The 26,913-nt window shown below is 70.7% G+C and carries 25 protein-coding genes and 5 tRNA genes; 15 read left to right on the top strand and 15 right to left on the bottom strand.

The window, feature by feature from the left end; translation table 11 throughout:
- Positions 1 to 33: 33 nt before the first annotated feature.
- Positions 34 to 954 (top strand): phosphoribosylaminoimidazolesuccinocarboxamide synthase, encoded by a 921-nt coding sequence (locus IE124_RS16875; protein WP_189508597.1) that lies wholly within the window; start codon positions 34 to 36, stop codon positions 952 to 954.
- A 45-nt stretch (positions 955 to 999) separates the two neighbouring features.
- On the opposite strand, the gene IE124_RS16870 is transcribed toward IE124_RS16875, so the two are convergent.
- From IE124_RS16870 to IE124_RS16835, 8 genes are all read right to left on the bottom strand, one after another.
- Positions 1,000 to 1,075 (bottom strand) — tRNA-Gly (locus IE124_RS16870).
- Positions 1,076 to 1,097: 22 nt separating this feature from the next.
- Entirely contained in the window at positions 1,098 to 1,724 is a 627-nt protein-coding gene (locus IE124_RS16865; RefSeq protein WP_189508596.1) for a response regulator transcription factor, read from the bottom strand.
- Positions 1,721 to 3,136: a sensor histidine kinase gene (locus tag IE124_RS16860; RefSeq protein WP_189508595.1), complete on the bottom strand. Its 1,416-nt coding sequence runs from the start codon at positions 3,134 to 3,136 to the stop codon at positions 1,721 to 1,723. The genes IE124_RS16865 and IE124_RS16860 overlap by 4 nt, the downstream gene beginning before the upstream one ends.
- A 27-nt stretch (positions 3,137 to 3,163) precedes the next feature.
- A complete protein-coding gene (locus tag IE124_RS16855; RefSeq protein WP_189508594.1) occupies positions 3,164 to 3,976 on the bottom strand; it encodes an ABC transporter permease in 813 nt (270 codons plus the stop codon).
- Positions 3,973 to 4,926 (bottom strand): ABC transporter ATP-binding protein, encoded by a 954-nt coding sequence (locus IE124_RS16850; RefSeq protein WP_189508593.1) that lies wholly within the window; start codon positions 4,924 to 4,926, stop codon positions 3,973 to 3,975. The genes IE124_RS16855 and IE124_RS16850 overlap by 4 nt, the downstream gene beginning before the upstream one ends.
- A 163-nt stretch (positions 4,927 to 5,089) precedes the next feature.
- Positions 5,090 to 5,162 (bottom strand) — tRNA-Gly (locus IE124_RS16845).
- Positions 5,163 to 5,242: 80 nt separating this feature from the next.
- Positions 5,243 to 5,314: transfer RNA gene (locus tag IE124_RS16840), tRNA-Gly, on the bottom strand.
- Positions 5,315 to 5,476: 162 nt separating this feature from the next.
- Complete coding sequence (locus IE124_RS16835; RefSeq protein ID WP_189508592.1) at positions 5,477 to 5,848, bottom strand: histone-like nucleoid-structuring protein Lsr2; 372 nt, start codon at positions 5,846 to 5,848, stop codon at positions 5,477 to 5,479.
- Between the two features lie 378 nt (positions 5,849 to 6,226).
- Between IE124_RS16835 and purS the strand changes: the two genes are divergently transcribed.
- From purS to IE124_RS16810, 5 genes are all read left to right on the top strand, one after another.
- Positions 6,227 to 6,472: a phosphoribosylformylglycinamidine synthase subunit PurS gene (gene purS / locus IE124_RS16830; RefSeq protein ID WP_015035032.1), complete on the top strand. Its 246-nt coding sequence runs from the start codon at positions 6,227 to 6,229 to the stop codon at positions 6,470 to 6,472.
- Complete coding sequence (gene purQ, locus IE124_RS16825; RefSeq protein WP_189508591.1) at positions 6,469 to 7,149, top strand: phosphoribosylformylglycinamidine synthase subunit PurQ; 681 nt, start codon at positions 6,469 to 6,471, stop codon at positions 7,147 to 7,149. Before purS ends, purQ begins: the two co-directional genes overlap by 4 nt.
- Positions 7,149 to 9,398 (top strand): phosphoribosylformylglycinamidine synthase subunit PurL, encoded by a 2,250-nt coding sequence (gene purL / locus IE124_RS16820; protein WP_189508590.1) that lies wholly within the window; start codon positions 7,149 to 7,151, stop codon positions 9,396 to 9,398. Before purQ ends, purL begins: the two co-directional genes overlap by 1 nt.
- Positions 9,399 to 9,502: 104 nt before the next feature.
- The gene (locus tag IE124_RS16815) at positions 9,503 to 10,009 is read left to right on the top strand and encodes an ArsR/SmtB family transcription factor (RefSeq protein WP_189508589.1); all 507 of its coding nucleotides are present in this window, start codon (positions 9,503 to 9,505) and stop codon (positions 10,007 to 10,009) included.
- Between the two features lie 25 nt (positions 10,010 to 10,034).
- Positions 10,035 to 10,859 carry a M23 family metallopeptidase gene (locus tag IE124_RS16810; RefSeq protein WP_189508588.1) on the top strand — a complete coding sequence of 275 codons (825 nt, stop codon included), beginning with the start codon at positions 10,035 to 10,037 and terminating at the stop codon, positions 10,857 to 10,859.
- Here the strand turns inward: IE124_RS16810 and IE124_RS16805 are convergent.
- A complete protein-coding gene (locus tag IE124_RS16805; protein WP_189508587.1) occupies positions 10,844 to 11,251 on the bottom strand; it encodes a nuclear transport factor 2 family protein in 408 nt (135 codons plus the stop codon). The two genes, IE124_RS16810 and IE124_RS16805, sit on opposite strands and share 16 nt — an antisense overlap.
- 78 nt (positions 11,252 to 11,329) lie before the next feature.
- Here IE124_RS16805 and IE124_RS16800 point away from each other — a divergent pair, with 78 nt between their 5' ends.
- The 4 genes from IE124_RS16800 (at position 11,330) to purM (ending at position 15,893) form a co-directional block, all read left to right on the top strand.
- Complete coding sequence (locus tag IE124_RS16800) at positions 11,330 to 12,118, top strand: maleylpyruvate isomerase family mycothiol-dependent enzyme (protein ID WP_189508586.1); 789 nt, start codon at positions 11,330 to 11,332, stop codon at positions 12,116 to 12,118.
- 90 nt (positions 12,119 to 12,208) lie between these two features.
- Positions 12,209 to 13,024, top strand: a complete 816-nt coding sequence (locus tag IE124_RS16795) for an META domain-containing protein (RefSeq protein ID WP_189508585.1) — start codon at positions 12,209 to 12,211, stop codon at positions 13,022 to 13,024.
- Between the two features lie 218 nt (positions 13,025 to 13,242).
- Entirely contained in the window at positions 13,243 to 14,769 is a 1,527-nt protein-coding gene (gene purF, locus IE124_RS16790) for an amidophosphoribosyltransferase (protein WP_150267959.1), read from the top strand.
- Positions 14,770 to 14,813: 44 nt separating this feature from the next.
- On the top strand, positions 14,814 to 15,893 hold the full coding sequence (gene purM, locus IE124_RS16785) for a phosphoribosylformylglycinamidine cyclo-ligase (protein ID WP_150267957.1): 1,080 nt from the start codon (positions 14,814 to 14,816) through the stop codon (positions 15,891 to 15,893).
- Positions 15,894 to 16,051: 158 nt separating this feature from the next.
- Here purM and IE124_RS16780 read toward each other — a convergent pair whose 3' ends face one another.
- Both IE124_RS16780 and IE124_RS16775 read right to left on the bottom strand, forming a co-directional pair.
- Positions 16,052 to 16,300, bottom strand: coding sequence for a DUF3073 domain-containing protein (locus IE124_RS16780; RefSeq protein ID WP_150267955.1), 249 nt, complete (start codon positions 16,298 to 16,300; stop codon positions 16,052 to 16,054).
- 347 nt (positions 16,301 to 16,647) lie between these two features.
- On the bottom strand, positions 16,648 to 17,748 hold the full coding sequence (locus IE124_RS16775; RefSeq protein ID WP_189508584.1) for a Leu/Phe/Val dehydrogenase: 1,101 nt from the start codon (positions 17,746 to 17,748) through the stop codon (positions 16,648 to 16,650).
- 176 nt (positions 17,749 to 17,924) lie between these two features.
- Between IE124_RS16775 and IE124_RS16770 the strand changes: the two genes are divergently transcribed.
- Positions 17,925 to 18,794: a DUF8083 family protein gene (locus tag IE124_RS16770; RefSeq protein ID WP_189508583.1), complete on the top strand. Its 870-nt coding sequence runs from the start codon at positions 17,925 to 17,927 to the stop codon at positions 18,792 to 18,794.
- Positions 18,795 to 19,381: 587 nt separating this feature from the next.
- The gene (gene bldC / locus IE124_RS16765) at positions 19,382 to 19,588 is read left to right on the top strand and encodes a developmental transcriptional regulator BldC (RefSeq protein ID WP_003949541.1); all 207 of its coding nucleotides are present in this window, start codon (positions 19,382 to 19,384) and stop codon (positions 19,586 to 19,588) included.
- A gap of 330 nt (positions 19,589 to 19,918) precedes the next feature.
- Here bldC and IE124_RS16760 read toward each other — a convergent pair whose 3' ends face one another.
- The 3 genes from IE124_RS16760 to hrpA all read right to left on the bottom strand — a co-directional run bounded on the left by IE124_RS16760 (position 19,919) and on the right by hrpA (position 24,372).
- Positions 19,919 to 20,110, bottom strand: a complete 192-nt coding sequence (locus IE124_RS16760) for a DUF6274 family protein (RefSeq protein ID WP_189508582.1) — start codon at positions 20,108 to 20,110, stop codon at positions 19,919 to 19,921.
- A gap of 122 nt (positions 20,111 to 20,232) precedes the next feature.
- Positions 20,233 to 20,306: transfer RNA gene (locus tag IE124_RS16755), tRNA-Asp, on the bottom strand.
- Positions 20,307 to 20,394: 88 nt separating this feature from the next.
- A complete protein-coding gene (gene hrpA / locus IE124_RS16750) occupies positions 20,395 to 24,372 on the bottom strand; it encodes an ATP-dependent RNA helicase HrpA (protein ID WP_189508581.1) in 3,978 nt (1,325 codons plus the stop codon).
- Between the two features lie 103 nt (positions 24,373 to 24,475).
- Between hrpA and IE124_RS16745 the strand changes: the two genes are divergently transcribed.
- From IE124_RS16745 to IE124_RS16735, 3 genes are all read left to right on the top strand, one after another.
- Positions 24,476 to 25,048, top strand: coding sequence for a hypothetical protein (locus tag IE124_RS16745; RefSeq protein ID WP_189508580.1), 573 nt, complete (start codon positions 24,476 to 24,478; stop codon positions 25,046 to 25,048).
- 73 nt (positions 25,049 to 25,121) lie between these two features.
- A complete protein-coding gene (locus tag IE124_RS16740; protein ID WP_189508579.1) occupies positions 25,122 to 25,853 on the top strand; it encodes a DsbA family protein in 732 nt (243 codons plus the stop codon).
- A complete protein-coding gene (locus IE124_RS16735) occupies positions 25,850 to 26,692 on the top strand; it encodes a cytochrome c biogenesis CcdA family protein (protein WP_189508578.1) in 843 nt (280 codons plus the stop codon). Before IE124_RS16740 ends, IE124_RS16735 begins: the two co-directional genes overlap by 4 nt.
- Positions 26,693 to 26,832: 140 nt before the next feature.
- Here IE124_RS16735 and IE124_RS16730 read toward each other — a convergent pair.
- Positions 26,833 to 26,906: transfer RNA gene (locus IE124_RS16730), tRNA-Phe, on the bottom strand.
- Positions 26,907 to 26,913 lie beyond the last annotated feature (7 nt).

Raw genomic sequence — 26,913 nt, 5'->3', positions numbered from 1 at the left:
ACACGCTCCTGGATCAACCTACGCGGAGGAACCGTGTCCGGATTCGTAGAAAAGCCCGAGCCCGTCCAGGTCCCGGGCCTCACCCATCTCCACACGGGCAAGGTCCGCGACCTGTACCGGAACGAGGCGGGCGACCTCGTCATGGTGGCGAGCGACCGCATGTCCGCGTACGACTGGGTCCTGCCGACCGAGATCCCCGACAAGGGCCGGGTCCTCACCCAGCTCTCCCTGTGGTGGTTCGACCGGCTCTCCGACCTGGTCCCGCACCACGTCCTCTCCACCGAGCTCCCGGCCGGCGCCCCCGCCGACTGGGCGGGCCGCACCCTGGTCTGCAAGTCGCTGAACATGGTCCCGGTCGAGTGCGTCGCCCGCGGCTACCTCACCGGCTCCGGCCTCGCCGAGTACAACGAGTCCCGCACGGTCTGCGGCCTCGAACTCCCCGAGGGGCTCAGCGACGGCTCCGAGCTGCCCGAACCGATCTTCACCCCCGCGACCAAGGCAGCGGTCGGCGACCACGACGAGAACGTCTCCTTCGAGGAGGTCGCCCGCCAGGTCGGCGACGACACGGCCGCGCTGCTGCGCCGGACGACCCTCGCCGTCTACTCCCGCGCCCGGGACATCGCCCGCGAGCGCGGGATCATCCTGGCCGACACCAAGTTCGAGTTCGGCTTCGAGAGCACCCCGGACGGCGACCGCCTGGTCATCGCCGACGAGGTCCTCACCCCGGACTCCTCGCGCTTCTGGCCGGCGGACCAGTGGCAGCCGGGCCGCACCCAGCCCTCGTACGACAAGCAGTTCGTGCGGGACTGGCTGACGTCCCCGGCCTCGGGCTGGGACCGCAAGAGCGAGACGCCCCCGCCGCCGCTCCCGCAGGAGGTCGTCGAGGCGACGCGCGCCAAGTACCTGGAGGCGTACGAGCTGCTGACCGGCGAGGCCTGGTCGGACACCTTCTAGAACACGAGAAAGCCCCCCGGTCGGATCGACCGGGGGGCTTCTTCATGGAGCGGACGACGAGATTCGAACTCGCGACCCTCACCTTGGCAAGGTGATGCTCTACCAACTGAGCCACGTCCGCATGCGCCGTAGCGCGGGGCTAACTATACCCATCCTTTCGCCTGCGCGAGACGCACTGCCGTGTGACGGTTCTCGGCACCGAGCTTCGCCGCGGCCGAGGAGAGGTAGTTCCGGACGGTTCCGGGAGAGAGCGAGGCGCGCCGGGCGATCTCCGTGACGGGGGCTCCGTCGGCGGAGAGTTCGAGGACCTCGGCCTCCCGTGCGGTCAGCGGGGAGTCGCCGGCGGCGATGGCGTCGGACGCCAACTCCGGGTCCACGTAACGGTTTCCGGCGTGCACGGTACGGATGATCTCGGCGAGCCGCTGGGCGCTGACGGTCTTCGGGACGAAGCCCCGGACCCCGGCGGAGAGGGCCCGCTTGAGGTGCCCCGGGCGGCCGTGACCGGTCACGATCATGGTGCGGCAGCCGGGCAGTTCGTCCCGCAGGACCGTGGCGACCGTCACACCGTCCGCGCCCGGCATCTGCAGATCGAGCACGGCGACGTCGGGCTGGTGGGCGCGGGCCATGGCGAGCGCCTCGGGACCGGTCGCGGCCTCGGCGACGACGACGAGGTCGTCCTCCAGGCCGAGCAGCGCGGCGAGCGCGCCGCGGATCAGGTGCTCGTCGTCGGCGAGCAGGACGCGCACGGGCGTGGGATCGGTGACGCTCATCGGCCCGCCCCCGCACGGGATCCGGAGGGCACGCCGGGTGTACGGGGCACGGGCACCCGGGCGGCCACCCGGAACGTTCCGTCGCCGCCGGGCCCTGCCTCCAGGGTCCCGCCGACGGCCGCGAGCCGCTCCCGAAGCCCCGCGAGCCCCGAACCACCGCCGGAGCCGAGCCCGGAGCCACCGCCGGAGCCGAGCCCGGAGCCCAGCCCCGAACCGCCGCCGGAGCCCAGCCCCGAGCTACCGCCGGAGCCGAGCCCGGAGCCGAGCCCGGAGCTCGGCCCCGCACCGCCCCGTGCGCCGCCTTCGGCCGGCTGTCTCACCCCGTCGTTCTCCACGGTCAGCAGCACCCCGTCCTCCTCCTCGCGGACGGAGATCGCGCAGCGCCGCGCGTCCCCGTGCCGCAGTACGTTCGTGGTGGTCTCCCGCACCACCCAGCCGAGCGCCGACTGCACCTCGTCGGGCAGGTCGGTCCCGGTCGGGCCGAAGGGCGAGGCGATGGCGCAGTCGATCCCGGCCGCGCCGAGGACGCCCCGAGCGCCCTCCAGCTCCACCCGCAGGTCTGCCTCGCGGTAGCCGCGTACGACGTCACGGACCTCGCGCTGGGACTCCCGGGCGATGCGCTGGACCTCGATCATCTGGTCGACGGCCTCGGGGCGTTCGCGCCGGGCGAGCTGGACGGCGAGCTCGCTCTTGAGGGCGATCACCGACAGGTTGCGGCCCATGACGTCGTGCAGGTCGCGGCCGAAGCGGAGCCGCTCCTCGGCGACCGCGAGCCGGGCCTTCAGGTCGCGGGAGCGCTCCAGCTCCCAGACGATCTTCATCAGCCAGCCGGAGAATCCGCAGGCGGCGGCGAGGCCGTAGCCGCCCAGGAGGATCCCGACCGCGGAGCCGAGGCCCTCGGCCGGGTGGAGGCCCATCGCCGCCATCGCGCCGCCGGTCGCGAGCCCGGTGGCCGGGACGGCGTACAGCATGCGCCGGGGACGGCGCACGCAGAGCACGAGGCCGCCCATGGAGAAGACGACGATGCCGGTGACGACGGCGGTGGCGACCGCGGGCTCTTCGAGCACCCCCGTGGCCCGCAGCGCGATCACGGTCAGCGCACCGCCCGCCGTCAGGACGACCAGCGCGGTCGCGAGCCGGACCGGCTGCTCGCGCCGGTCCAGGGCCCAGTCCAGGGCGCGGGAGGAGACCACGGCGGTCAGCACGGCGTGGGCGCAGACGAACAGCGCGAGCACGAGGCCCAGAGGGAGGTCGACGGGGAGGCCGTTCAGGCCGTCACCGGGCTCCGAGAGCGGCACCAGGGCGATGGAGCCGATCTCGATCACCGTGAAGAAGTGGAAGCTCCACCGTGTGTACAGCTCCACCTTGGCCGCACTGCCGCGCCGGCTCCACCACCCCGTCAGCCTGGACACGCGCCCGGCCTCCCTTCCCGTCCCCGCCTACCTGCGGGGTTCCCAGCGGAACCACTTCCGGACAGCAAACACGGTGAGGACGCCCCAGGCCAGTGTGGTGAGCGCGGCCGTCGCGAGGTCCTTGGTGTCGCCGACGCCGAGCCACCCGGCCCGGACGAACTCCATGACGCCGCTGAACGGCAGGAGTTGGGTGAGGCTCGCGACCAGGTCCGGCAGGAGGTCGCGGGGGACCATCAGGCCCGAGCCCATGGCGGAGATCAGGAAGAACGGCAGGGTGGTGAGGCCCGCGCTCTCGACGTTCCGCGTCATGGCGGTGGTCGCGGCGGCCAGTCCGGCGAGCAGCAGGATCGCGGCGAGCAGGCCGAGCACGAGCAGGTCCGGCCGGCGCGGCGCGGGGACGTCGAGGACGAGGGCGCCGCCGACGGACAGGACGACGCACTGGACGAGGGCGATGGCGGCGGAGGGGAGCGCGGCGCCGCCGAGGATCTCCAGGTCGGTCGCCTCGCCGGTGCGCAGCCGCTTGAGGACGAGCTCCTCGCGGCGGGCCACGAGGGCGGAGACGAGGCCCATGTAGACGACGAGGACGAGGACCATGCCGGTCCCGCCGATGAGGGTGGTCCCGGCCATGCCGCCGGGCAGTTCGTCCGGGCTCATCTGCCCGAGCGTGGACCGCAGGACGAGGATCATCAGCAGCGGCATCAGGAGGGCGATGAAGAGGTTGTTCTTGTTCCGCCCGAGGAGGGTGAGTTCGGCCCGTCCGAGGGAGCCCATCCGGCGTGCGGCCGCGTTCATCCGCGTGCCGGCGGGGGCCTTCGCGGGAGAGTGAGCAGGGGCGTTCATCGGAGACCCTCCAGGTCCGCCGCCAGGTCCCCGTTCAGGTCCTGGTCCAGGGCTTCGGTGCGGGAGGCGATCTCCAGGAACGCCTCTTCGAGGGTGGCCGAGCGGGCGTCGAGCCCGTCGAGCCGTACGCCTGACTCGCGGGCCCAGCCGAGGAGTTCGCCGAGCGCGTCCTGCAGCGCGTGCGTGCGGATCTCCACGCGCCGGCCGTCGGCGGCGGCCTTCAGGGAGAGCGGCAGGCGGGCGGGCGCGACTTCCTCGGGGAGGGTGAAGCGGATGCGGGCGGGCCGGGCGGCGGTGACCTCGTCCGGGGTGCCGGTGAGCACGATCCGGCCCTGGTGCATGATCGCGAGCCGGTCGGCCAGGGACTCGGCCTCCTCCAGGTAGTGCGTGGTGAGGAGCACGGTCGTCCCCTCGTCGCGCAGTCTCCGCACGAGGTTCCAGGTGTCGCGCCGTCCTTCGGCGTCGAGTCCGGTGGTCGGCTCGTCGAGGAAGAGGACCTCGGGGCGGCCGAGGAGGGCGAGGGCGAGGTCGAGGCGTCGCCGTTCGCCGCCGGAGAGCTGCTTGATCCGGACGCGGTGGCGGGAGCCGAGGCCGACGGCCTCCAGGGCCTCGCCGGTGGGCCGGGCGCCGGTGGTGCAGCCCGCCCACATGCGTACGGTCTCGGCCACGGTCAGATCGCTGGGGAAGCCGCCCTCCTGGAGCATGACCCCGATGCGGGGGCGGACGACGGCCCGTTCCCTGTGCGGGTCGTGGCCGAGGACGCGGGCGGTTCCGGCGCTGGGGGCGGCGAGGCCCTCCAGGAGTTCGACCGTGGAGGTCTTGCCGGCGCCGTTGGTGCCGAGGAGGGCGAAGATCTCGCCGTGGGGGACGGTGAAGGAGATGCCGCGCACGGCCTCGAAGCCGCCGGAGTAGCTGCGGCGCAGGCCTTCCGCTTCGATCGCGTTGGTCATGGGTCCAGACTCCCGGCGTCCGGGGCCGTCCGGCAGTGCGCGCTGTCATCACCGCTTCTGACAAATGTCATGGCGTCAGGCGGGGGCGGGTGGGAGGGACACGACCGCGAGGTGGATACGACGAAGGCCCCGGTTCCAGAGAACCGGGGCCTTCGACTTCCTGAGCGGACGACGAGATTCGAACTCGCGACCCTCACCTTGGCAAGGTGATGCTCTACCAACTGAGCCACGTCCGCATTGCTCCCGACCGACTTTCATCGGGCGGTGCGAGCACCACTCTACCTGATGCACCGGAGTGCTTGGTAATGCGATGCAGAGCGGGTGACAGGAATTGCACACTGCGCCTTCCCCCTGGAAGGGGGATGTTCTGCTACTGAACTACACCCGCACGCTGCGTGAGGTTCGGCCCTGCGGCCTTGCCCCTCGGCGTGTTCCAGACTCTATCGGATCATGGGGGGTGCAATGCAAATCGGCTCGGCCGCGTCGCCCCGGCCCGGCTCGCGCCGGCCCCGATCGGCCCGCGTCGGGCGGGCCTCGCTCGCCGCGGGGCTCAGCTCGCGGCGTGGAACGCCTCGTAGACCTTCTTCGGAATGCGGCCCCTGGCGGGCACGTCCATCTTGTTGGACTGGGCCCAGGCGCGGACCGCCGCCGGGTCGGGTGCGAGCGAGGTGCGGGTGTAGGTCTCGGTCCCGCCCTTCAGTCCGCCGGCCGAGCCCTTCGCGCCACCCGGTCCGCCCTTCGCGCCCGCCGACTGCTTGCGGCCGGCCGCGAGGTAGGGGGCGAGGGTCTTGCGGAGTTTCTTTGCATTGGCAGCATTCAGGTCGATCTCGTACATCTTCCCGTCGAGGCCGAACGCGACCGTCTCAGCAGCTTCTCCGCCGTCGATGTCATCGGAGAGAGTGACCACCACACGCTGAGCCACGGATATCGGTCCTTTCCTGCGGCCGCCGGAGTCGGAACGACGCTTGTGGCGCCTCTGACGTGCGACGATGCCGACCGTTCGGCTGTGCCGGGACAATGCTGCTTTCCTCTGGATTCCTTTGTACAGCGGTAGGCGTCGCATTGTGAAGCCCCGGCAATTGTTTCAGCGTGTCCCGGCGGATTGAGGTCCGCAATATTTCGCTGGAATTTTGCGCTCTGGTGTGCCTGTGAGGGGCCGGTGGCCTTCGCGGTCTGTTCGTGGTCCGTTCATGGGGCTTTGGGGATCTCTTTGTAGGATCCTTCAGATCTCTACCCGCGTAGAATTTGGAGGCAGGTACGCTGAGGGAACCGCCCACGCAACACACCACCGGGAGTGCCAGTGGCACGCGTCGTAGTCGACGTCATGCTCAAGCCGGAGATTCTGGACCCTCAGGGGCAGGCGGTGCAGCGTGCACTGCCCCGCCTGGGATTCGCCGGAATCGCCGACGTCCGTCAGGGGAAGCGCTTCGAGCTGGAGGTGGAGGGACCGGTCGACGACGCCGCCCTCGCCCGCATCCATGAGATGGCCGAAACCTTCCTTGCCAACACCGTGATCGAAGACTTCGTCGTGAAGGTCGAGTCGTGACCGCACGCATCGGCGTCGTCACGTTCCCCGGAACGCTCGACGACCAGGACGCGCTGCGCGCCGCCCGCCTCGCGGGCGCCGAGCCCGTCTCGCTCTGGCACCGCGACAAGGACCTCAAGCAGGTCGACGCCGTGGTCCTCGCCGGCGGCTTCTCCTACGGCGACTACCTGCGGGCCGGAGCCATCTCCCGCTTCTCGCCGGTGATGGAGAGCATCATCGAGCAGGCCAAGGCGGGCATGCCCGTCCTCGGCATCTGCAACGGCTTCCAGATCCTCACCGAGGCCCATCTGCTGCCGGGCGCGATGCTGCGCAACAACCACCTCCACTTCATCTGCCGCGACCAGAAGCTGCGGGTGGAGAACGCGGAGACCGCCTGGACGTCCGACTACGAGCGGGGCCAGGAGATCGAGGTCCCGCTCAAGAACATGGACGGCCGGTACGTCGCCGACGAGCGCACGCTCGACGAGCTGGAGGCCGAGGGGCGGGTGGCCTTCCGCTACCTGGACATGAACCCCAACGGCTCGCTGCGCGACATCGCGGGCATCACCAACGCCGCGGGCAACGTGGTCGGCCTCATGCCGCACCCGGAGCACGCCGTCGAGCCGCTGATCGGTACCGGCAAGACGGACGGCCTCGGTTTCTTCACCTCGATCCTCAAGAAGCTGGTCAACGCCTGATGAGCCTCGACACCGTCAAGCACGCGAGCGAGACGCCGGACAGCGAGCAGCCCTGGAAGGAGCTCGGCCTCAAGGAGGACGAGTACGCGCGCATCCGCGAGATCCTGGGCCGCCGTCCCACCGGCGCCGAGCTCGCCATGTACTCCGTCATGTGGTCCGAGCACTGCTCGTACAAGAGCAGCAAGGTCCACCTCGCGCAGTTCAGCGAGAAGAAGCCGCAGAGCGACGCCATGCTCGTCGGCATCGGCGAGAACGCCGGCGTCGTCGACGTCGGCCAGGGGTACGCGGTCACCTTCAAGGTCGAGTCGCACAACCACCCCTCGTACATCGAGCCCTACCAGGGCGCGGCCACCGGCATCGGCGGCATCGTCCGCGACATCCTCGCCATGGGTGCCCGCCCGGTCGCGGTCGTCGACCCGCTGCGCTTCGGCGCGGCCGACCACCCCGACACCAAGCGCGTGCTGCCCGGTGTCGTCGCCGGCATCGGCGGCTACGGCAACTGCCTGGGCCTGCCGAACATCGGCGGCGAGGTCGTCTTCGACGAGTGCTACCAGGGCAACCCGCTGGTCAACGCCGGCTGCATCGGCGTGATGAAGCACGAGGACATCCACCTCGCCAAGGCCTCCGGCCCCGGCAACAAGGTGATCCTGTACGGCGCCCGCACGGGCGGCGACGGCATCGGCGGCGTCTCGGTCCTCGCGTCCGAGACCTTCGACGACACGAAGCCCACCAAGCGCCCCGCCGTCCAGGTCGGCGACCCCTTCCAGGAGAAGCTCCTCATCGAGTGCACCCTGGAGATCTTCAAGGAGAAGCTCGTCGCGGGCATCCAGGACCTCGGCGGCGCCGGGCTCTCCTGCGCCACGTCCGAGCTGGCCTCCGCGGGCTCCGGCGGCATGCACGTCGACCTCGACAAGGTCCACCTGCGCGACGCCACGCTCTCGCCCGAGGAAATCCTCATGAGCGAGTCGCAGGAGCGCATGTGCGCGATCGTCGAGCCGCAGCACGTCGACCGCTTCCTGGAGATCTGCGAGAAGTGGGACGTCATCGCGGTCGTCATCGGTGAGGTGACCGAGGGTGAGCGCCTGGAGATCTTCTGGCACGGCGAGCAGATCGTCGACGTGCCGCCGCGCTCCGTCGCCCACGAGGGCCCGACCTACCACCGGCCGTTCGCGCGCCCGGACTGGCAGGACGCGCTCCAGGCCGACGACGCCGGCAAGCTGCCCCGGCCGCAGGACGGCGCCGAGCTGAAGGACCAGGTCCTGAAGCTCGTCTCCTCCCCGAACCAGGCCTCGAAGTCCTGGATCACGGACCAGTACGACCGGTTCGTGCAGGGCAACACGGTCCTGGCGCAGCCCGAGGACGCGGGCATGGTCCGTATCGACGAGGAGACCAACCTCGGCGTGGCCATGGCGACCGACGGCAACGGCCGGTACGCCAAGCTCGACCCGTACACGGGTGCGCAGCTCGCGCTGGCGGAGGCGTACCGCAACGTCGCCGCCTCCGGTGCGAAGCCGCTGGCCATCTCGGACTGCCTGAACTTCGGTTCGCCGGAGGACCCGGCCGTGATGTGGCAGTTCGCCGAGGCCACCCGTGGTCTCGCGGACGGCTGTCTCCAGCTGGGCACCCCGGTGACCGGTGGCAACGTGTCGCTGTACAACCAGACCGGTGAGGTCGCCATCCACCCGACGCCGGTCGTGGCCGTGCTCGGTGTGATCGACGACGTCAACCGCCGTACGCCGATCGCCTTCGCGGAAGAGGGCCAGCTCCTCTACCTGCTCGGCGACACGCGTGAGGAGTTCGGCGGCTCGGCCTGGTCCGAGGTGATCCACCAGCACCTCGGCGGCATGCCGCCGGCCGTGGACCTCGACCGCGAGAAGCTGCTCGGCGAGATCCTGATCTCGGCCTCCCGCGACGGCATGATCGACGCGGCGCACGACCTGTCCGACGGCGGTCTCGTGCAGGCGGTCGTCGAGTCCTGCCTGCGCGGCGGGAACGGCGCGCGCCTGGTCGTCCCGGAGGGCCTGGACGCCTTCACCTTCCTCTTCAGCGAGTCGGCGGGCCGTGCGGTCGTCGCCGTCCCGCGCAGCGAGGAGCTCCGCTTCACCGACATGTGCGGTGCGCGGGGTCTGCCGGCGACCCGGATCGGTGTCGTCGACGGAGACGCGGTCGACGTCCAGGGTGAGTTCGCGCTCTCCCTGGAGGAGCTGCGCACGGCCCACGAGGCGACGATCCCGGCCCTGCTGGCCTGATCCGACGCTCCACGAGAGAGCCCCCGCCCCTTTCGGGCGGGGGCTCTCTCGGCTTTTCCGCCACCTGCTTGCATGTGATTACGTAATTACGTAATCTCCGAGGAATGGAGCTGGAAGAGCGGGTGGCCGAGCTGGAACGGCGCATGGCCGCCCTGGAGGGCGCGGAGCGCCCCGTACCCGAAGCCGTCGACGCCACCTTCTGGGCCCTGGAGGGGTTCAAGGCGGAGCTCGCCGAGGCCGGGGAGCGGGGCGCCGACGGCGGTGTGCTGTTCACGGGTTCGGTCCGGCTGCCGACCGACGAGCGGTACGAGTGGCAGTTCGGCGCGCTCACCGAGCGGCTGCTCGACGAGGAGTGGGCCGGGACGGCGGACTCCTTCGCCGCGCTCGGTCATCCCGTACGGCTCCGGCTGCTGCGGGAGATCCTCGGCGGCCGTCGCACCGCCGCGGAACTGGCGGAACTGGCGGAGATCGGCACGACCGGCCAGATCTACCACCACCTGAAGCAGCTGACCGGCGCCGGCTGGCTCCACACCACGGGCCGCGGCCGCTACGAGGTCCCCGGGGCCCGGGTGGTCCCGCTCCTGGTGATGCTCACCGCCGCCCGCCCGTAGACCGTGCACAACAGGGGGAACGTCCATGCCTTCGCGTAAGACCGCGTTACTGCTCCACCGCCTGCTCTGGCTGCTGTTCGCCGTGCAGGCGCTCGCCTCGGTGGCCTTCGACCCGCCGTATCCGTACTGGGCGGGCTGGCTGCCGGCGCTCGCCGGCGCCGCTCTCGGCATCGGGCTCGTCGTGACCGGCCGCCGCCGGATCGCCGCGGGGCCGCGCGCGACGGTCGAGGTGGCACCGCCCGTCGCCGGCCGCTGGTCGGCGATGAACAGCCCGGCCGACCGGACGCCGAGCCACGGCACCCACCAGTACGCCCAGACGTACGCCATCGACATCGTGGCGGAGGACGAGGAGCGCCCGCGCCCCGCCTTCGCCCCGCTCTGGCCCCTCGTCCGCCGCAACCGCGACTTCCCGGCCTTCGACGCGCCCCTGCTCGCCGTCGCCGACGCGACCGTTGTGCACGCCGAGGACGGCCAGCGCGACCACCTCAGCCGCAACTCCCTGCCCGCGGTGCTCTATCTGATGCTGATCGAGTCCGCCGTCCGCGTCCTCGCCGGCGCCCGCCGCGTGACCGGCAACCACCTCGTCCTCGACCTCGGCGACGGTACGTACGCGATGTACGCGCACCTGCGGCGCGGCTCGCTCGCGGTCCGCGCGGGCGACCGGGTCACGGCCGGCCAGGAGCTCGCCCGGTGCGGCAACTCGGGCAACTCCACCGAGCCCCACGTCCACTTCCAGCTGATGGACGGCCCCGACCCGGAGACGGCCCGGGGCGTCCCCTTCACCTGGCGCGGCATCGGCGTACCGGCGAACGGCGAGACGTTCACGGCCTCCGGCTATCCGGCGGCCTGATCCCAGAAGGCGTCGGACTCCTCGATGTCCGCCACGCACTCGTCCACGTCGGTCACCTTGCCGCCGACGATGGTGAAGAAGAGCCCGCCGTCCATCTCGATGCCCCGGTCCCCGCGGTCGGCGTGCCACTTGTGCACGGACATGACATGACCGCGGCCGTCCGGGTAGATGCCCCTCTCCTCGACCCGGAAGGTGCCGTGGGTCAGCTCCATGAGCTGCCCGAAGTGTTCGAGGACGTTGTCCGCTCCCTTGAAGTGGCCGGACATCCGGCTGCTGCCCGGCGAGTGATGGGTGCAGTCCGCGGTCATCAGCGACCGCAGGGTCTCCATGTCGCCCGTGGTGAACGCCTCGTAGCCCTTGCGGACCAGAGCGGCGTCAGGGTGCTCAGCCATGGCACATCGACCCCTCTGTACGCGTAGACGCTGTGATGGAAGCCCTCCCTCTCCCAGTCTCCGGCTACCCTCGCCCCCATGCCACCGGCCAAGAAGCGCACCCGTAGTTACGACTCCGCCAAGACCCGGGCCGCCGTCCTCGCCCAGTTCCGGAACGTACGGGACGGGGTCGCGGCCCTCACGCCCGAGCAGCTGGCCGCGCCGACGCGGCTGGGGGAGTGGACCGTGCGGGAGCTCGCGGCCCACGTCACGATGGCCCTGGGCGCCGTCGCCCGGCACCTCGGGGAGCCCGAGCCGGCGCGGCAGGAACTGGCCCTGGCCGACTGGCCCATGGCCACGGTCACGGCCGCCTCCCGGATCGACACGGACACGCGGGCGATCGACACGAGCGACCTTCCCGGGCTGTACGAGCGGACGGCCGCGCTGTACGAGGAGCGGGTCGCGGACGCCGCCGACGGACGGCTGGTCGGGGCCCGGCTCGGCGCCATGACCCTCGCCGACTTCCTGGTCACCCGGGCCCTCGAGATGGTCGTCCACACCGACGACCTGAACGCGGCGACCGGCGCCGGCATCCCGTACGACCGGCAGGCCCTCGCCGCCTGCGTCCGGCTGCTCGCCGACGCCCTCGCGACGAAGGCCCCCGGCGGCGCGGTCGAGGTCCGGATCCCGCCGTACGCGGTCGTGCAGTGCGTGGAGGGACCCCGGCACACCCGGGGCACCCCGCCCAACGTCGTCGAGACGGACCCGCTGACCTGGATCAGGCTGGCGACCGGCCGCGCGGAGTGGGCGGCGGAGAAGGAGGCCGCCCACGTCAGCGCGAGCGGCGAACGCGCGGACCTGTCGGCCGTCCTGCCGGTCCTCTCCTAGGAGGCGCGGAACCGGGCCACTGGGAGGCACGGAACCGGTCCCGTCCGGGACCCCGCGGAACCGGACGGCGGGCGCGCCCGTCCCATCTCCATGTCGAAGCCACGCGCCCTCGCCGCCCTGGTCCCGATCCTGCTCGTCGCCGCCTCCGCCACCGCCTGCGGTACGGACCGGGGGCCGGGCGCCGGTCAGGCCGACACCGTCGACCCCGCCCTGCCCGTCAGCGGTACGCACTGGACGATCAAGGCCGTCACGGTCGACGGGCGCAGGTCCACCGCCCCTGCCGACGCGCGCGTCGAGTTCGCGAAGGACGGCCGCGCCCAGGGGAACACCGGCTGCAACCACTTCGGCGCCACCGTCGGGGTGAACGGCGACACCCTCACCGTGACCCAGAACGAGATCACCGAGATCGGCTGCCCCGGAGACCGGGAGCGCTTCGAGAAGGACCTGGTCACGGCCTTCTCGGGCGAGCTCAAGGGCACGATCAAGGGGGAGCGGTTCACCCTCGCCTCGGCCGACGGCCGAAACGGCCTCGAACTGGCCTCGGAGCCGGGCGCCCCGCTGCGCGGCACCACCTGGAAGATCGACTCGCTCGTCTCCGGCACGACGGCCGCCTCCCTGCCCGCCGGCAGCGGGAGCAAGGCGCGGATCGTCCTCGGCGAGGACGGCCGGGTCACCGGCAACCTCGGCTGCAACAACTTCTCCGCGACCGCCAGGGTCGACGGCACGACACTCACCGTCGAGGGCCCGGCCGCCACGACCCGCATGATGTGCGCGAGCGCGGAGATGGAGCTGGAGACGAAGCTGTACGAGCTCCTCGACGGCCCGCTCACCTACCGCCTCGACCACCGGACGCTGACCCTCACCGACCCCTCGGGAGAGGGCCTCACGGCCACGGCGGCCAAGTAGCGCCCCCCGGAGAAGGTGCACTCCGTCACATCGCGGGGGACCTCGATGCCTGGTACGAGCGTCTGCTCATCGAGGCCCGGGGGCGGGAATCCCTTCCCGCGTCTGGTTCGTAGGCCTCTCCAAGCCCGAGATGATCATTTCGTGCGATCCCACGAGTGGCACAGTCGCCGCTTTTCTTCAATTCGGACCAGTGGGCGAGCCCGTCTACACTCGGAAACGTGCCACGTGGTGACGGTCGACTCAATCACGACCTGCTCCCCGGAGAGAAAGGCCCCCAGGACGCTTGTGGCGTCTTCGGTGTCTGGGCTCCGGGTGAAGAGGTCGCAAAGCTCACGTACTTCGGGCTCTACGCCCTCCAGCATCGGGGCCAGGAATCCGCGGGTATCGCGGTTAGCAACGGCTCCCAGATCCTCGTCTTCAAGGACATGGGCCTCGTGTCCCAGGTCTTCGACGAGACCTCTCTCGGCTCCCTCCAAGGTCATATCGCGGTCGGTCACGCCCGCTACTCGACCACCGGGGCGTCCGTGTGGGAGAACGCGCAGCCGACGTTCAGGGCGACCGCCCACGGCTCCATCGCGCTCGGCCACAACGGCAACCTGGTGAACACGGCGCAGCTCGCCGAGATGGTCGCCGACCTTCCCAAGAAGGAAGGCCGCTCGACCCGGGTGGCCGCGACCAACGACACCGACCTGCTCACCGCGCTCCTCGCGGCCCAGGTCGACGAGGACGGCACGCCGCTCACCATCGAGCAGGCCGCCGCGAAGGTCCTCCCCGACGTCCGGGGCGCCTTCTCCCTCGTCTTCATGGACGAGCACACGCTCTACGCGGCCCGCGACCCGCAGGGCATCCGCCCGCTGGTCCTCGGCCGTCTTGAGCGCGGCTGGGTCGTCGCGTCCGAGTCCGCCGCCCTCGACATCTGCGGCGCCAGCTACGTCCGCGAGGTCGAGCCGGGCGAGATGATCGCGATCGACGAGAACGGCATCCGTACCTCGCGATTCGCGGAAGCGAAGCCCAAGGGCTGTGTCTTCGAGTACGTGTACCTGGCTCGCCCCGACACCGACATCGCCGGGCGGAACGTCTACCTCTCCCGCGTGGAGATGGGCCGCCGCCTCGCGAAGGAGGCGCCCGTCGAGGCCGACCTGGTGATAGCGACTCCGGAGTCGGGCACCCCGGCCGCCATCGGCTACGCCGAGGCCTCGGGCATCCCCTTCGGCGCGGGCCTGGTGAAGAACGCCTACGTCGGGCGCACCTTCATCCAGCCCTCCCAGACCATCCGCCAGCTCGGCATCCGGCTGAAGCTGAACCCGCTCAAGGAAGTCATCAAGGGCAAGCGCCTGGTGGTCGTCGACGACTCGATCGTCCGCGGCAACACCCAGCGCGCACTCGTCCGGATGCTCCGCGAGGCCGGCGCGGCCGAGATCCACATCCGGATCTCCTCGCCGCCGGTGAAGTGGCCCTGCTTCTTCGGCATCGACTTCGCCACCCGCGCGGAGCTGATCGCCAACGGCATGTCGATCGACGAGATCGGCAAGTCGCTCGGGGCGGACTCGCTCTCGTACATCTCCCTGGAGGGGATGATCGAGGCGACCACCATCCAGAAGCCGAACCTCTGCCGTGCCTGCTTCGACGGCGAGTACCCGATGGAGCTCCCGGACCCCGAGCTCCTCGGCAAGCAGCTCCTGGAGACCGAGCTGGCCGCGGGACCGGCCGCCACCGCGGCGTCCGACGCCCTGCGCCGCCCGTAAGACCCCGCTGCACACCCCGCAGTACGACACGAAAGTTCTTCAGCATGTCTGAGTCCACCAGTGCCGGAAGCGGCGCCAGCTACGCGAGCGCGGGCGTCGACATCGAGGCGGGCGACCGCGCCGTCGAGCTCATGAAGGAGTGGGTGAAGAAGACCCAGCGCCCCGAGGTCCTCGGCGGCCTCGGCGGTTTCGCCGGTCTCTTCGACGCCTCCGCCCTCAAGCGCTACGAGCGTCCGCTGCTCGCCTCGGCGACCGACGGCGTCGGCACGAAGGTCGACATCGCCCGCCAGATGGGCGTGTACGACACGATCGGCCACGACCTGGTCGCGATGGTCATGGACGACATCGTCGTCTGCGGCGCCGAGCCGCTCTTCATGACCGACTACATCTGCGTCGGCAAGGTCCACCCCGAGCGCGTCGCCGCCATCGTCAAGGGCATCGCCGAGGGCTGCGTCCTCGCCGGCTGCGCCCTCGTCGGCGGCGAGACGGCGGAGCACCCGGGCCTCCTCGGCCCGGACGACTTCGACGTCGCCGGCGCCGGCACGGGCGTCGTGGAGTACGACCGGCTCCTCGGCGCCGATCGCATCCGTACGGGGGACGCGGTCATCGCGATGGCCTCCTCGGGGCTTCACTCCAACGGGTACTCGCTCGTCCGGCACGTGGTCTTCGACCGCGCCGGCATGACCCTGGACCAGCAGGTCGAGGAGCTGGGCCGGACCCTCGGCGAGGAGCTCCTGGAGCCCACCAAGATCTACTCGCTGGACTGCCTGGCCCTCACCCGGACCACGGACGTCCACGCGTACAGCCACATCACCGGCGGCGGTCTCGCCGCCAACCTGGCCCGGGTGATCCCGGACGGCCTGCACGCCACGGTCGACCGTTCCACCTGGACCCCGGGCGCGATCTTCGACCTGGTCGGCAAGGCCGGTCAGGTGGAGCGCCTGGAGCTGGAGAAGACGTTGAACATGGGCGTCGGCATGATGGCCGTCGTGCCGGCCGACTCCGTGGACGTGGCCCTGACGACCCTCGCGGACCGCGGGGTCGAGGCCTGGGTCGCGGGCGAGATCACCGAGCGCGGCGCGCACACGACCGGCGCGGAGCTCGTCGGGGACTACGCGAAGTAGGAAGCGCCGGTCAGCGGGCAGCCCTACGGCGACGGCCCGGCGGTACCCCTCAGGGGTGCCGCCGGGCCGTTCGCGTGGAGCCCGTGCCGTCCGCACGGAGCGGGACAGCACAGAAACCCGGCCGGGTGTACCGGACCGGGTTTCGGTGATTCAGAAGGTCAAGCGCGACGCGGGGACGACGGACCGGACTCGTCGTCCTCGTCCTCGTCGTCGTTGTAGAGATCCGCGTACTGCGCGTACGGGTCGTCTTCCTCGTCGTCGTCCTCGAACGGCTCGCCATTCGGCGGCTGGTTCGAAGTCGAAGCGCCCAGCTCATTGGCCAGACGCGACAGGTCAGTCCCGCCGCTGCTGTACTTCAGCTGGCGGGCGACCTTGGTCTGCTTGGCCTTTGCCCGGCCGCGCCCCATGGCTCGACCCCCTCGGTGACGGGGCTCGATGGCCCCAGAGTCTTGACACGCGTTCATGATTCGGAACGGACTCTCGAAAGAGAGACCGGCCCGTAGGGCTTCAACGGTACCTGTTTCCTCGGGTCTACGGTACGCCGTGCGCATCACATACCTCGGTACAGAACCTTCGAGGCGCCCTTTCCTCGCTGGTCAATCGCGATTTTAACCTCTTCTTGAGGCTCGACCCGCCGAGGGGGGTGAGGGATGTCTCTCCGGTGTCCTTCCGGAGGCCTCCCGGTGCCCTCTGCGGCGGGTCGAGCCTCTGTGCGGCCAGGCGTGCGGCCGAGGCGCGCGGCCGGGCCCGGGGCTCAGCCCCGGCGGGCCTCCGCCATGCGCTGCTCGGCGATCCGGTCGGAGGCGGCGGCCGGCGGAATGCCGTCAGCCTTCGCACGTGCGAAGATTTCGAGGGTGGTGTCGAAGATCTTCGTGGCCTTCGCCTTGCAGCGGTCGAAGTCGAAGCCGTGCAGCTCGTCGGCGACCTGGATCACGCCACCGGCGTTGACCACGTAGTCGGGCGCGTAGAGGATGCCCCGCTCCACGAGGTCCTTCTCGATGCCCGGGTGGGCGAGCTGGTTGTTGGCCGCACCGCAGACGATGCTCGCGGTGATGAACGGGACGGTCTCCTCGTTCAGGGCGCCACCCAGCGCGCAGGGCGCGTAGATGTCGAGACCCTCGACGCGGATCAGCGCGTCGGTGTCGGCGACGACGGTGACCTGCGGGTGCTTGTCGGTGATCCGGCGGACCGACTCCTCGCGCACGTCGGTGATGACGACCTCGGCGCCGTCCTCCAGGAGGTGCTCGACGAGGTAGTGGCCGACCTTGCCGACGCCCGCGACGCCGACCTTGCGGCCGCGCAGCGTCGGGTCGCCCCACAGGGTCTGCGCGGAGGCGCGCATGCCCTGGAAGACGCCGAAGGCGGTGAGGACCGAGGAGTCGCCGGCGCCGCCGTTCTCGGGGGAGCGGCCGGTGGTCCACTTGTTCTCGCGGGCGACGACGTCCATGTCGGCGACGTAGGTGCCGACGTCGCAGGCCGTGACGTAGCGGCCGCCGAGGGACGCCACCATGCGCCCGTAGGCGAGCAGCAGCTCGTCCGTCTTGATCTTCTCCGGGTCCCCGATGATGACGGCCTTGCCGCCGCCGTGGTCGAGGCCGGCCATGGCGTTCTTGTACGACATGCCGCGCGAGAGGTTGAGCGCGTCGGCGATCGCCTCGGCCTCGTTGGCGTACGGGTAGAAGCGGGTTCCACCGAGGGCGGGGCCCAGGGCGGTGGAGTGGAGGGCGATGACGGCCTTGAGGCCGGTGGCGCGGTCCTGGCAGAGCACGACTTGCTCGTGGCCACCCTGCTCCGAGCGGAACAAGGTGTGCAGCACGTCTGCGGGAACGACAGGAACGCCGGTCACATCGGTCACGGTGGTGACTCCCAAGTACGAAGCGGCGGTTTACGGACCTCCCTGCGGGTGGGGGAGGACCAGTTCGGCAAGAGAGTAAGTCCTACCTGTGCGTAGATCGGCACCAGTGCTCAGGATCACCCTCCGTCCTCCGGGATCATCCCCTCTCGGAGGGCCTCCGTGGAAGGATTCGCGGCATGTCGGTCGCCTCCTCGGTCCTCGTCCCTTATGCGTCCTATCTGCGGGTGTACGAGCCGCTGGCCGCGTTTCCGGAGCCGGAGCGGAGCCACTGGGCGCGGTACGCGCGGCGGCCCCGCACCCCTGGGGCGCAGGAGGAGCTGCGGCGCTCGCTCGCCGACCTGCTGTCGACTCCTCCTGTGCCGGTGCCGCTCCAGGAGAGCGGGGAGGCCTTCGTCGCACATCTGGACGGGGTGGTGGTGATCTGCCCGTGGCGGACCCGGCTGCGGAGCTGGCTGGCGGTCGAGGAGCTGGTGGCCGACGGCTATCCGGGGCCGGTGCTGGACGCGATGCTGCCGCCGGTCGTGCGGTCCCAGATCGCCGGCGACTACGAGCGGTGGCTGAGCGGGAACCCGGACGCGCGCCCGTGGATCCGTACGGCGGTCTGGCAGGTGCCGCTGCGCTGGTTCGCGCTCTTCGGGGACGAGGACCGGCGGTACGAGCCGGGGGTGCCGGCGGTCGAGGGGGCCACGGAGCCGGGCCGCCCGCCGATGCTGCGCTACCGGACGACGATGGCGCAGGCGCGGCGGCGGCTGGCCCGGGCGCTGCGGGCGCTGCGGGAGTCGATCGACGAGGGGCCGATGACGGAGGGCCTGGTCGATGTGGGCCGGTGGCTGGAGGAGTTCCATCCGCGGGCGCTCGTGGAGCTGGACTTCGGGGGGCTGGTGCACGCGGTCGCGGAGGAGTGGCTGGCGGCGGAGCGGTCGGCGGCGGAGATGGCGGAGGGGATCGCGGCGCTGCGGGCCGGGGACGGCGAGCGGGCGAGTGAGGTGTACGGCCGGCTGGCGGAGCGCTGGCGGGTCGTCAGGGACCTGCGAGGCGCGAATTGACATCAGTCGGGCATCTTCGTCAGGTCGCCATCGACAAGACATGTCCGGCTGGGGTAAATGATCTTCAAGCATCCGGACCCTTCGGCTCCGGGTGCCTCTCGGCGCGCTCTCCGCGCCGGGGTCTTTCGGCATGTGGGTGACGAGGACGTTGGTCCCGATCCGGGCCTTTGGCTCAAGCGTGACGGACAGCACTTAACGCACCCTTGCGTCCATCACCCACCCTCGTGCCAAAATAGGACAAGGAGTCCGGGGAGGGTTCCTTCCGTCCAAGTTTGGGCGGAACGCTCAGCATTGCACTCTATGGGGGGTCTGAGGACTCCTGATCGCCCTGTGACTGATCGTCACAGGCGCGTGACTGTCCGTTATGGCATGGTCCATCGACTTCCGCCGCTGATGAACACCTGCGAGGGCAATTCCATCGGTTTGGCCGACGTGGCTGGACGGATGGTGTAGTTGTAGTGCCGAGGACAAGCCGTTCGTCCTATAACCGACTCGACCCGCTTCTGCCATTTCGGGCAACGCGGGTCAAGGTGCAGAATTTAGAGGAAAGAACCGAGATTGGTTCGGTTCTCCCGAGGAGGCCGCTCATGACCGCTCGCACCCCTGATGCCGAGCCGCTGCTGACCCCCGCCGAGGTTGCCACGATGTTCCGTGTGGACCCGAAGACGGTGACCCGTTGGGCGAAGGCGGGCAAGCTCACGTCCATCCGCACCCTGGGTGGGCACCGCCGTTACCGCGAGGCCGAGGTTCGCGCTCTGCTCGCGGGTATTCCGCAGCAGCGCAGCGAGGCCTGAGGCTCGCTCAACACCCCGCAGCACCCCGTAACACCGGGCCCGTCCGGATCCCCCAATCCGGTCGCCCACCCCTAGTACTGCCGACGGATTCCTGCCCCAACAGGCCTTCGTCAACGATCGCGCTGGACTCCGCCGGGTCTGGCGCGATCTTTTTTGTGCCCGGCGCCACTCTGCGAACGGTGGTGCAATTGCACATATTAAATCGGGCCGGTGTAGGAGGGGTGTAAGTGAAGGGGTTCCAGAAACTCTTTCGGTGACTCCCGTCACACCGGTGAAGCCTTGCCAACCACCAGCCTGCCACTCGCGGGAACGCTTCCAACCCGCCGTTGGTCATGGGTCGGTGGGACTTTCGTCCTCCTCGGGCCCCGTGGGCTCCTCGGCCTCGGGAAGCTCCATGACGAGCCGCAGGAGGCGATGGCAGACCACGCAGTGACGTGTGAGGTGTCCGTACCGGGAAGCGGCCGCCAGATGGGCACGCAGCAGCGCGCGCGTGTCGTGCCGTGCCGCTGACGCCGCCGCCATGCGCGACCACCTCCGGTGGGGACCCGACTCCCTGAGTCCGGGGTACCGGCGGGCACCCTGCGCCGTCAATACACGGGAACACGACGAAGGCCCGCATCTCACGATGCGGGCCTTCATTGAAGCGACTCTGACGGGACTTGAACCCGCGACCTCCACCTTGACAGGGTGGCGAGCTAACCAACTGCTCCACAGAGCCTTGCTCGCAGCCTCTTGTGAGCGGCTGCGAGACAGACTGTACAGCAGGTCAGGGGGTGCGGTCGAACCCGCCGGGGGCGACTGCCCTGCTAGGGGGCGGCCGCGTCGATCGCCTTCACGATCCGCTTGTCCGAGACGGGGTGCGCCGTGCCCAACGCGTGCGCGAAATAGCTCACCCGCAGCTCCTCGATCATCCAGCGGATGTCGGTCACCTCGGTCGGCACCGGGCGGCCCTTCGGGAGCTGTTCGAGCAGCCACGCGTACTCGTCGAGCATCTCGTGGACCTTCTCCATGCGGGTGGTGTCCCGCTGGACGCCCGTCGCCATCTGCTGGAGCCGCCGGTCCACCGCCACCAGATAGCGCATCAGGTCCGGCAGCCGCTTGAGCCCCGTACGGGTGACGAAGCCCGCCGGCACCAGCCAGGCCAGCTGCTCGCGCACGTCCGTGAGGTTGTTGATCAGGGCCAGGCTGTTCGTGGACTTCAGCCGGCGCTGGCAGGCCTGCCAGGCCGCCAGGATCTGCTGGACCTGGCCCACCGTCCGGACCGTCGTGTCCACCAGGTCCGCGCGGACCTTGTCGTACAGCTTCCGGAAGGAATCCTCGTCCCAGGCCGGGCCGCCGTGGTCGGCGATCAGCTTGTCGGCCGCGGCGGTGGCGCAGTCGTCGAAGAGGGCCTGTATCGAGCCGTGCGGGTTCGAGGACAGGGCCAGCTTCTGCTGGTTCGTCAGCTTGTCCGAGGCGAACTTCGCCGGGTTCACCGGGATGTTCAGCATGATCAGCTTCCGGGTGCCCCGCCACATCGCCTGCGCCTGCTCGGCCTCCGTGTCGAAGAGCCGGACGGCCACGCTCTCGCCCTCGTCCACGAGCGCCGGGTACGCCTTGACCGGCTGCCCGCCCCGCTTGGTCTCGAAGACCTTCGTGAGCGCCCCGATCGTCCAGTCCTTGAGGCCCGTGCGCTCCAGGGAGGGCCCCGAGCCGTCCGGGCCGCCCGTGGCCGCCGCCGCGGCCTGCGAGAGGGCCTTGCGGGCCTTGGGGCGCAGCTGGAGCCGCAGCGTCTCCAGGTCCTTGTCCTCGGCCAGCTTGCGCCGCCGCTCGTCGACGATCCGGAAGGTCACCTTGAGGTGCTCGGGGACCTTCGTCCAGTCGAAGTCCTCGGCCGTGACCGGGACGCCGACCATCCGCTGGAGCTCACGGGCGAGCGCGCCCGCCAGCGGCTCCTGGACGGGGACGACCGCGTCGAGGAAGCGGGTCGCGAAGTTCGGCGCCGGCACGTAGTGGCGGCGGATCGGCTTCGGGAGCGAACGGATCAGCTCCGTGACGACCTCGGTGCGCAGCCCCGGGATCTGCCACTCGAAGCCCTCGTCCGTCACCTGGTTGAGCACCTGGAGCGGTACGTGGACGGTCACGCCGTCCGCGTCCGCGCCGGGCTCGAACTGGTACGTCACGCGGAACTTCAGCGGGCCCTGCCGCCAGGAGTCCGGGTAGTCGTCCTTGGTGACCCCGGCCGCCTTCTCGTTGATGAGCATCTCGCGCTCGAAGTCCAGGAACTCCGGCTCGTCATGGCGCTTGTGCTTCCACCACGAGTCGAAGTGGGCTCCGGACACGACGTGTTCGGGGACGCGCTTGTCGTAGAAGTCGAAGAGCGTCTCGTCGTCGACCAGGATGTCCCGGCGCCGGGCGCGGTGCTCCAGCTCCTCGACCTCGGTGAGGAGCTTGCGGTTGTCGGCGAAGAATTTGTGGTGGGTCCGCCAGTCGCCCTCGACCAGCGCGTTCCGGATGAAGAGGTCGCGGGAGACCTCCGGGTCGATCCGGCCGTAGTTCACCTTGCGGTCGGCGACGATCGGCACGCCGTACAGCGTCACCTTCTCGAAGGCCATCACGGCAGCCTGGTCCTTCTCCCAGTGCGGCTCGCTGTACGTCTTCTTCACCAGGTGCTGGGCGAGCGGCTCGATCCACTCGGGCTCGATCCGGGCGTTCACCCGGGCCCAGAGGCGCGAGGTCTCGACCAGCTCGGCCGACATGACGAAGCGCGGGGGCTTCTTGAAGAGCGCGGAGCCGGGGAAGATCGCGAACTTGGCGTTCCGCGCGCCCAGGTACTCGCCGCCCCGGCCGCCTTCGCGGCGGGAGCCGTCCTTCGACCCGTCCTTGGACTCCTTCACGTCCTTCAGACCGATGTGGGAGAGCAGGCCGGCGAGGAGCGAGACGTGCACGGACTGCTCGGGGGCGTCCTCCTCGTTGAGGTGGATGCCCATCTGCTTGGCGACCGTCCGCAGCTGCGCGTAGATGTCCTGCCACTCGCGGATGCGCAGGAAGTTCAGGTACTCCTGCTTGCACATCCGGCGGAAGGAGCTGGAGCCGCGCTCCTTCTGCTGCTCGCGGACGTACCGCCAGAGGTTGAGGAAGGCGAGGAAGTCGCTCGTCTCGTCCTTGAAGCGGGCGTGCTGCTGGTCGGCCTGCGCCTGCTTCTCGGAGGGCCGCTCGCGCGGGTCCTGGATGGAGAGCGCGGCCGCGATCACCATGACCTCGCGGACGCAGCCGTTCTTGTCGGCCTCCAGGACCATCCGGGCGAGCCGGGGGTCCACGGGCAGCTGGGAGAGCTTCCGGCCCTGCTGGGTGAGCCGCTTCTTCGGATCCTTCTCGGCCGGGTCGATCGCCCCCAGTTCCTGGAGGAGCTGCACGCCGTCCCGGATGTTGCGGTGGTCCGGCGGGTCGATGAAGGGGAACTTCTCGATGTCGCCGAGGCCGGCGGCGGTCATCTGGAGGATGACGGAGGCCAGGTTCGTCCGGAGGATCTCGGCGTCCGTGAACTCCGGACGGGTCAGGAAGTCGTCCTCCGAGTACAGCCGGATGCAGATGCCGTCGCTCGTACGACCGCAGCGGCCCTTGCGCTGGTTGGCGCTGGCCTGGCTGACCGCCTCGATCGGCAGGCGCTGGACCTTGGTGCGGTGCGAGTAGCGCGAGATGCGGGCGGTGCCCGGGTCGATCACGTACTTGATGCCGGGGACGGTCAGCGAGGTCTCGGCGACGTTCGTCGCGAGGACGATCCGGCGGCCGGAGTGGGCCTGGAAGACGCGGTGCTGCTCGGCGTGCGACAGGCGGGCGTAGAGAGGGAGGACCTCGGTGTTGCGGAGGTTCCTTTTGAGGAGCGCGTCCGCCGTGTCGCGGATCTCGCGCTCACCGGAGAGGAAGACCAGGACGTCGCCGGGGCCCTCGGACTGGAGCTCGTCGACGGCCTCGCAGATCGCGGTGATCTGGTCGCGGTCGGACTCTTCGCTGTCCTCTTCGAGGAGCGGGCGGTAGCGGACCTCGACCGGATACGTACGGCCGCTGACCTCGACGATCGGGGCGTCGCCGAAGTGGCGGGAGAAGCGCTCCGGGTCGATCGTCGCGGAGGTGATGACGACCTTGAGGTCGGGGCGCTTCGGGAGCAGCTGGGCCAGATAGCCGAGCAGGAAGTCGATGTTGAGGGACCGCTCGTGGGCCTCGTCGATGATGATCGTGTCGTAGGCGCGCAGCTCGCGGTCCGTCTGGATCTCGGCGAGCAGGATGCCGTCCGTCATCAGCTTCACGAAGGTCGCGTCGGGGTTCACCTGGTCGGTGAAGCGGACCTTCCAGCCGACGGCCTCGCCCAGCGGGGTCCTCAGCTCCTCGGCCACGCGCTCGGCGACCGTGCGGGCGGCGATCCGGCGGGGCTGCGTGTGCCCGATCATGCCCCGGACGCCCCGGCCCAGCTCCATGCAGATCTTCGGGATCTGCGTGGTCTTGCCCGACCCCGTCTCACCGGCGACGATCACGACCTGGTGGTCGCGTATCGCCTCCAGGATCTCGTCCTTCTTCTGGGAGACGGGCAGCTGCTCGGGGTACGTGATCGCGGGCACGCGGGCGGCGCGCCCGTCGACGCGCTCCTTGGCCTTGGCCGCCTCGGCGGCGATCTCGTCCAGGACGGCCTCACGGGCCTCGGGCTTGCGGATGCGGCGGGCGCCTTCGAGACGACGGCCGAGCCGGTGGGAGTCCCGCAGCGAGACCTCGGCCAGGACGGACTGGAGGGCGGCGAAGGAAGTAGACATACGGATCCCAGGATCGCACCTGCGGCGGAGAAGCGGCGAACCGATTTCCGGGTGGGGGGTGCGTACTATTTCGGGCACGTCGACCGGACCCGAGAGGTATCGCATGTTCCGCACCACCCGCGCCCTGGCGGCCTTCGCCGCGCTGGCGGGGCTGGTGCTGGGCCTGCTGGTGTGCGGGACGGCGACGAGCGCGTCCCCGGTGAGGGGAGACTCGGCCGCGAGGAGCGCTTCCCCTGTGACGGGAGCCCCGCCCGCGACGAGCGCGGCCCACGCCCTGAGCCCGGCCCCTGCCGTGAGGGCGGCCCACGCCCTGAGCCCGGCCCCCGCCGTGAGCGCGGCCCACGCCTTGAGCCCGGCCCACGCCCTGAGCCCGGCCCCCGCCGTGAGCCCGGCCCCCGCCGTGAGCGCGGCCCACGCCCTGAGTGCGGCCCCCGTCATGGGCGCCGGCGTGCCGGGCTGTGATCCGGGCCACGCCGCCGAGGCCGGGGCCTCGGGTCCCGTCGTACCGCCGCGCCCCGGCGGCTTCGCGGAGCTGCTGCCCGCGCTGGCCGCCGACCGGACGCCGGCCTCGGCCCGGCACGGGGAGCCGGACGGGCGGGGGGCCGCCCCGGGGCGGGAGCCGCCCGAGCGCGCGGCGCCGTCACCGGTGGAGCTGTCGACCCTGATGAGGGTGTAGACGGACGGCGCACTCCGCCGTCCCTCGTCCCTTCTCCCTCTCTTCTCCTCTCCCTCCTCAGGAGCGCTTCCGCATGTCCAAGTCCAAGCCGATCGTGATCGTCTCCGGCGTGGCGGCCGCCGCCGTGCTGCTCGGCGTCGTCTCGTACACCGCCACCGCGCCGTCCTCCGGCCGCGGCGCGGGCGGCTCGTCCGCCGTCGCCGAGGTCTCCGCAGACCCGTCCGCCGGCGTCTACCCCGAGCTGGAGGCGTACGCCCGCCGCGACGCCTCCGACAAGCTCGCCCTGGGCCGCGCCGATGCGCCCGTCGTCCTCATCGAGTACGCCGACTTCAAGTGCGGCTACTGCGGGAAGTTCGCCCGGGACACCGAGCCGGTCCTCATGAAGAAGTACGTGGACAAGGGCGTCCTGCGCATCGAGTGGCGGAACTTCCCGATCTTCGGCGAGGAGTCGGAGGCCGTCGCCCGCGCCTCCTGGGCGGCCGGGCAGCAGGGCCGGTTCTGGGAGTTCCACAAGGCCGCGTACGCCGAAGGGGCCAAGGAGAAGGGCTTCGGGAAGGACCGGCTCGCGGCCCTCGCGAAGGAGGCCGGCGTCCCCGACGCGGCCCGGTTCGCGAAGGACGCCGAAGGGACGGCGGCCCGCGAGGCCGTCCGCAAGGACCAGGAGCAGGGGTACGCGCTCGGCGCGACCTCCACCCCGTCCTTCCTCGTCAACGGCCGCCCGATCGCGGGCGCACAGCCCCTGGAGACCTTCACCGAGGCCATCGACGCAGCGGCGAAGAGCGCCGCCTCGAAGGACAAGCGGTGACCTCCGGCATCGGGTACTTCGCCGCGTTCCTCGGCGGTCTGCTCGCCCTCCTCAGCCCGTGCAGCGCCCTGCTCCTGCCCGCCTTCTTCGCGTACTCGATCGACACCCGCGCGAAGCTGGTGGCCAGGACCGGCATCCTCTACGCGGGTCTGGCGACCACCCTCGTCCCGCTGGGAGCGGCCGGTTCCGTCGCGGGCCGGTTCTTCTACGGCAACCGCGACCTCCTGGTGACCGTCGGAGGCTGGCTGATCGTCGGGCTCGGCGTCGCCCAACTGCTCGGCCTGGGGTTCGCCTCCCGCCGCCTCGCCGAGGCGAGCGGCCGCATCAGGCCCACGTCGGCGCTCTCCGTCTACGCCCTCGGCCTGGTCTACGGCCTCGCGGGCTTCTGTGCGGGCCCGATCCTGGGGAGCGTCCTGACGGTGGCGGCGCTGAGCGGCAGCCCGGCCTACGGCGGGCTGCTCCTCGCCGTGTACGCGCTGGGCATGGCGGTCCCGCTCTTCGTCCTCGCGCTGCTCTGGGAGCGGTACGACCTGGGCCGGCGGCGCTGGCTGCGGGGCCGGCCGCTCCGGGTCGGCCCGCTGACGCTCCACTCGACGTCGGTCCTCTCGGGCCTGTTCTTCATCGCCCTCGGCACGCTCTTCCTGGTCTTCGACGGGACGACCGCGCTGCCGGGGCTGCTCTCGGTGGACGAGTCCTTCGCGGTGGAGGAGCGGGTGGCCGAGCTGGGCCGCGCGGTGCCGGACTGGGCGCTGCTCGTCGCGGTGGTGGCCGTGGTGGCGGTGGCACTGGCGCTGCGGGGCCGGCGGGGGAGCGGCACGCGGGAGCGCGAGGAGGCGTGACCGTACGGGGAAGGGGCGCGGGCCCCTTCCCCGTACGCGGACGGCCTTCTCCGCGCGCGGACGAAGAACTTCTTCCTGCGCGGACGAGCTTGTCCTGGGAACGGCGAAGGCCCCGTTCTTTCGAACGGGGCCTTCTTTTGTGGCTGGGGCCGGGGTCGAACCGGCGACCTATCGCTTTTCAGGCGATCGCTCGTACCAACTGAGCTACCCAGCCACGAAGC

Source organism: Streptomyces narbonensis (genome assembly GCF_014649015.1).
Classification (GTDB): Bacteria; Actinomycetota; Actinomycetes; order Streptomycetales; family Streptomycetaceae; genus Streptomyces; species Streptomyces narbonensis.
This window is presented reverse-complemented; position numbering and strand designations above follow the sequence as displayed.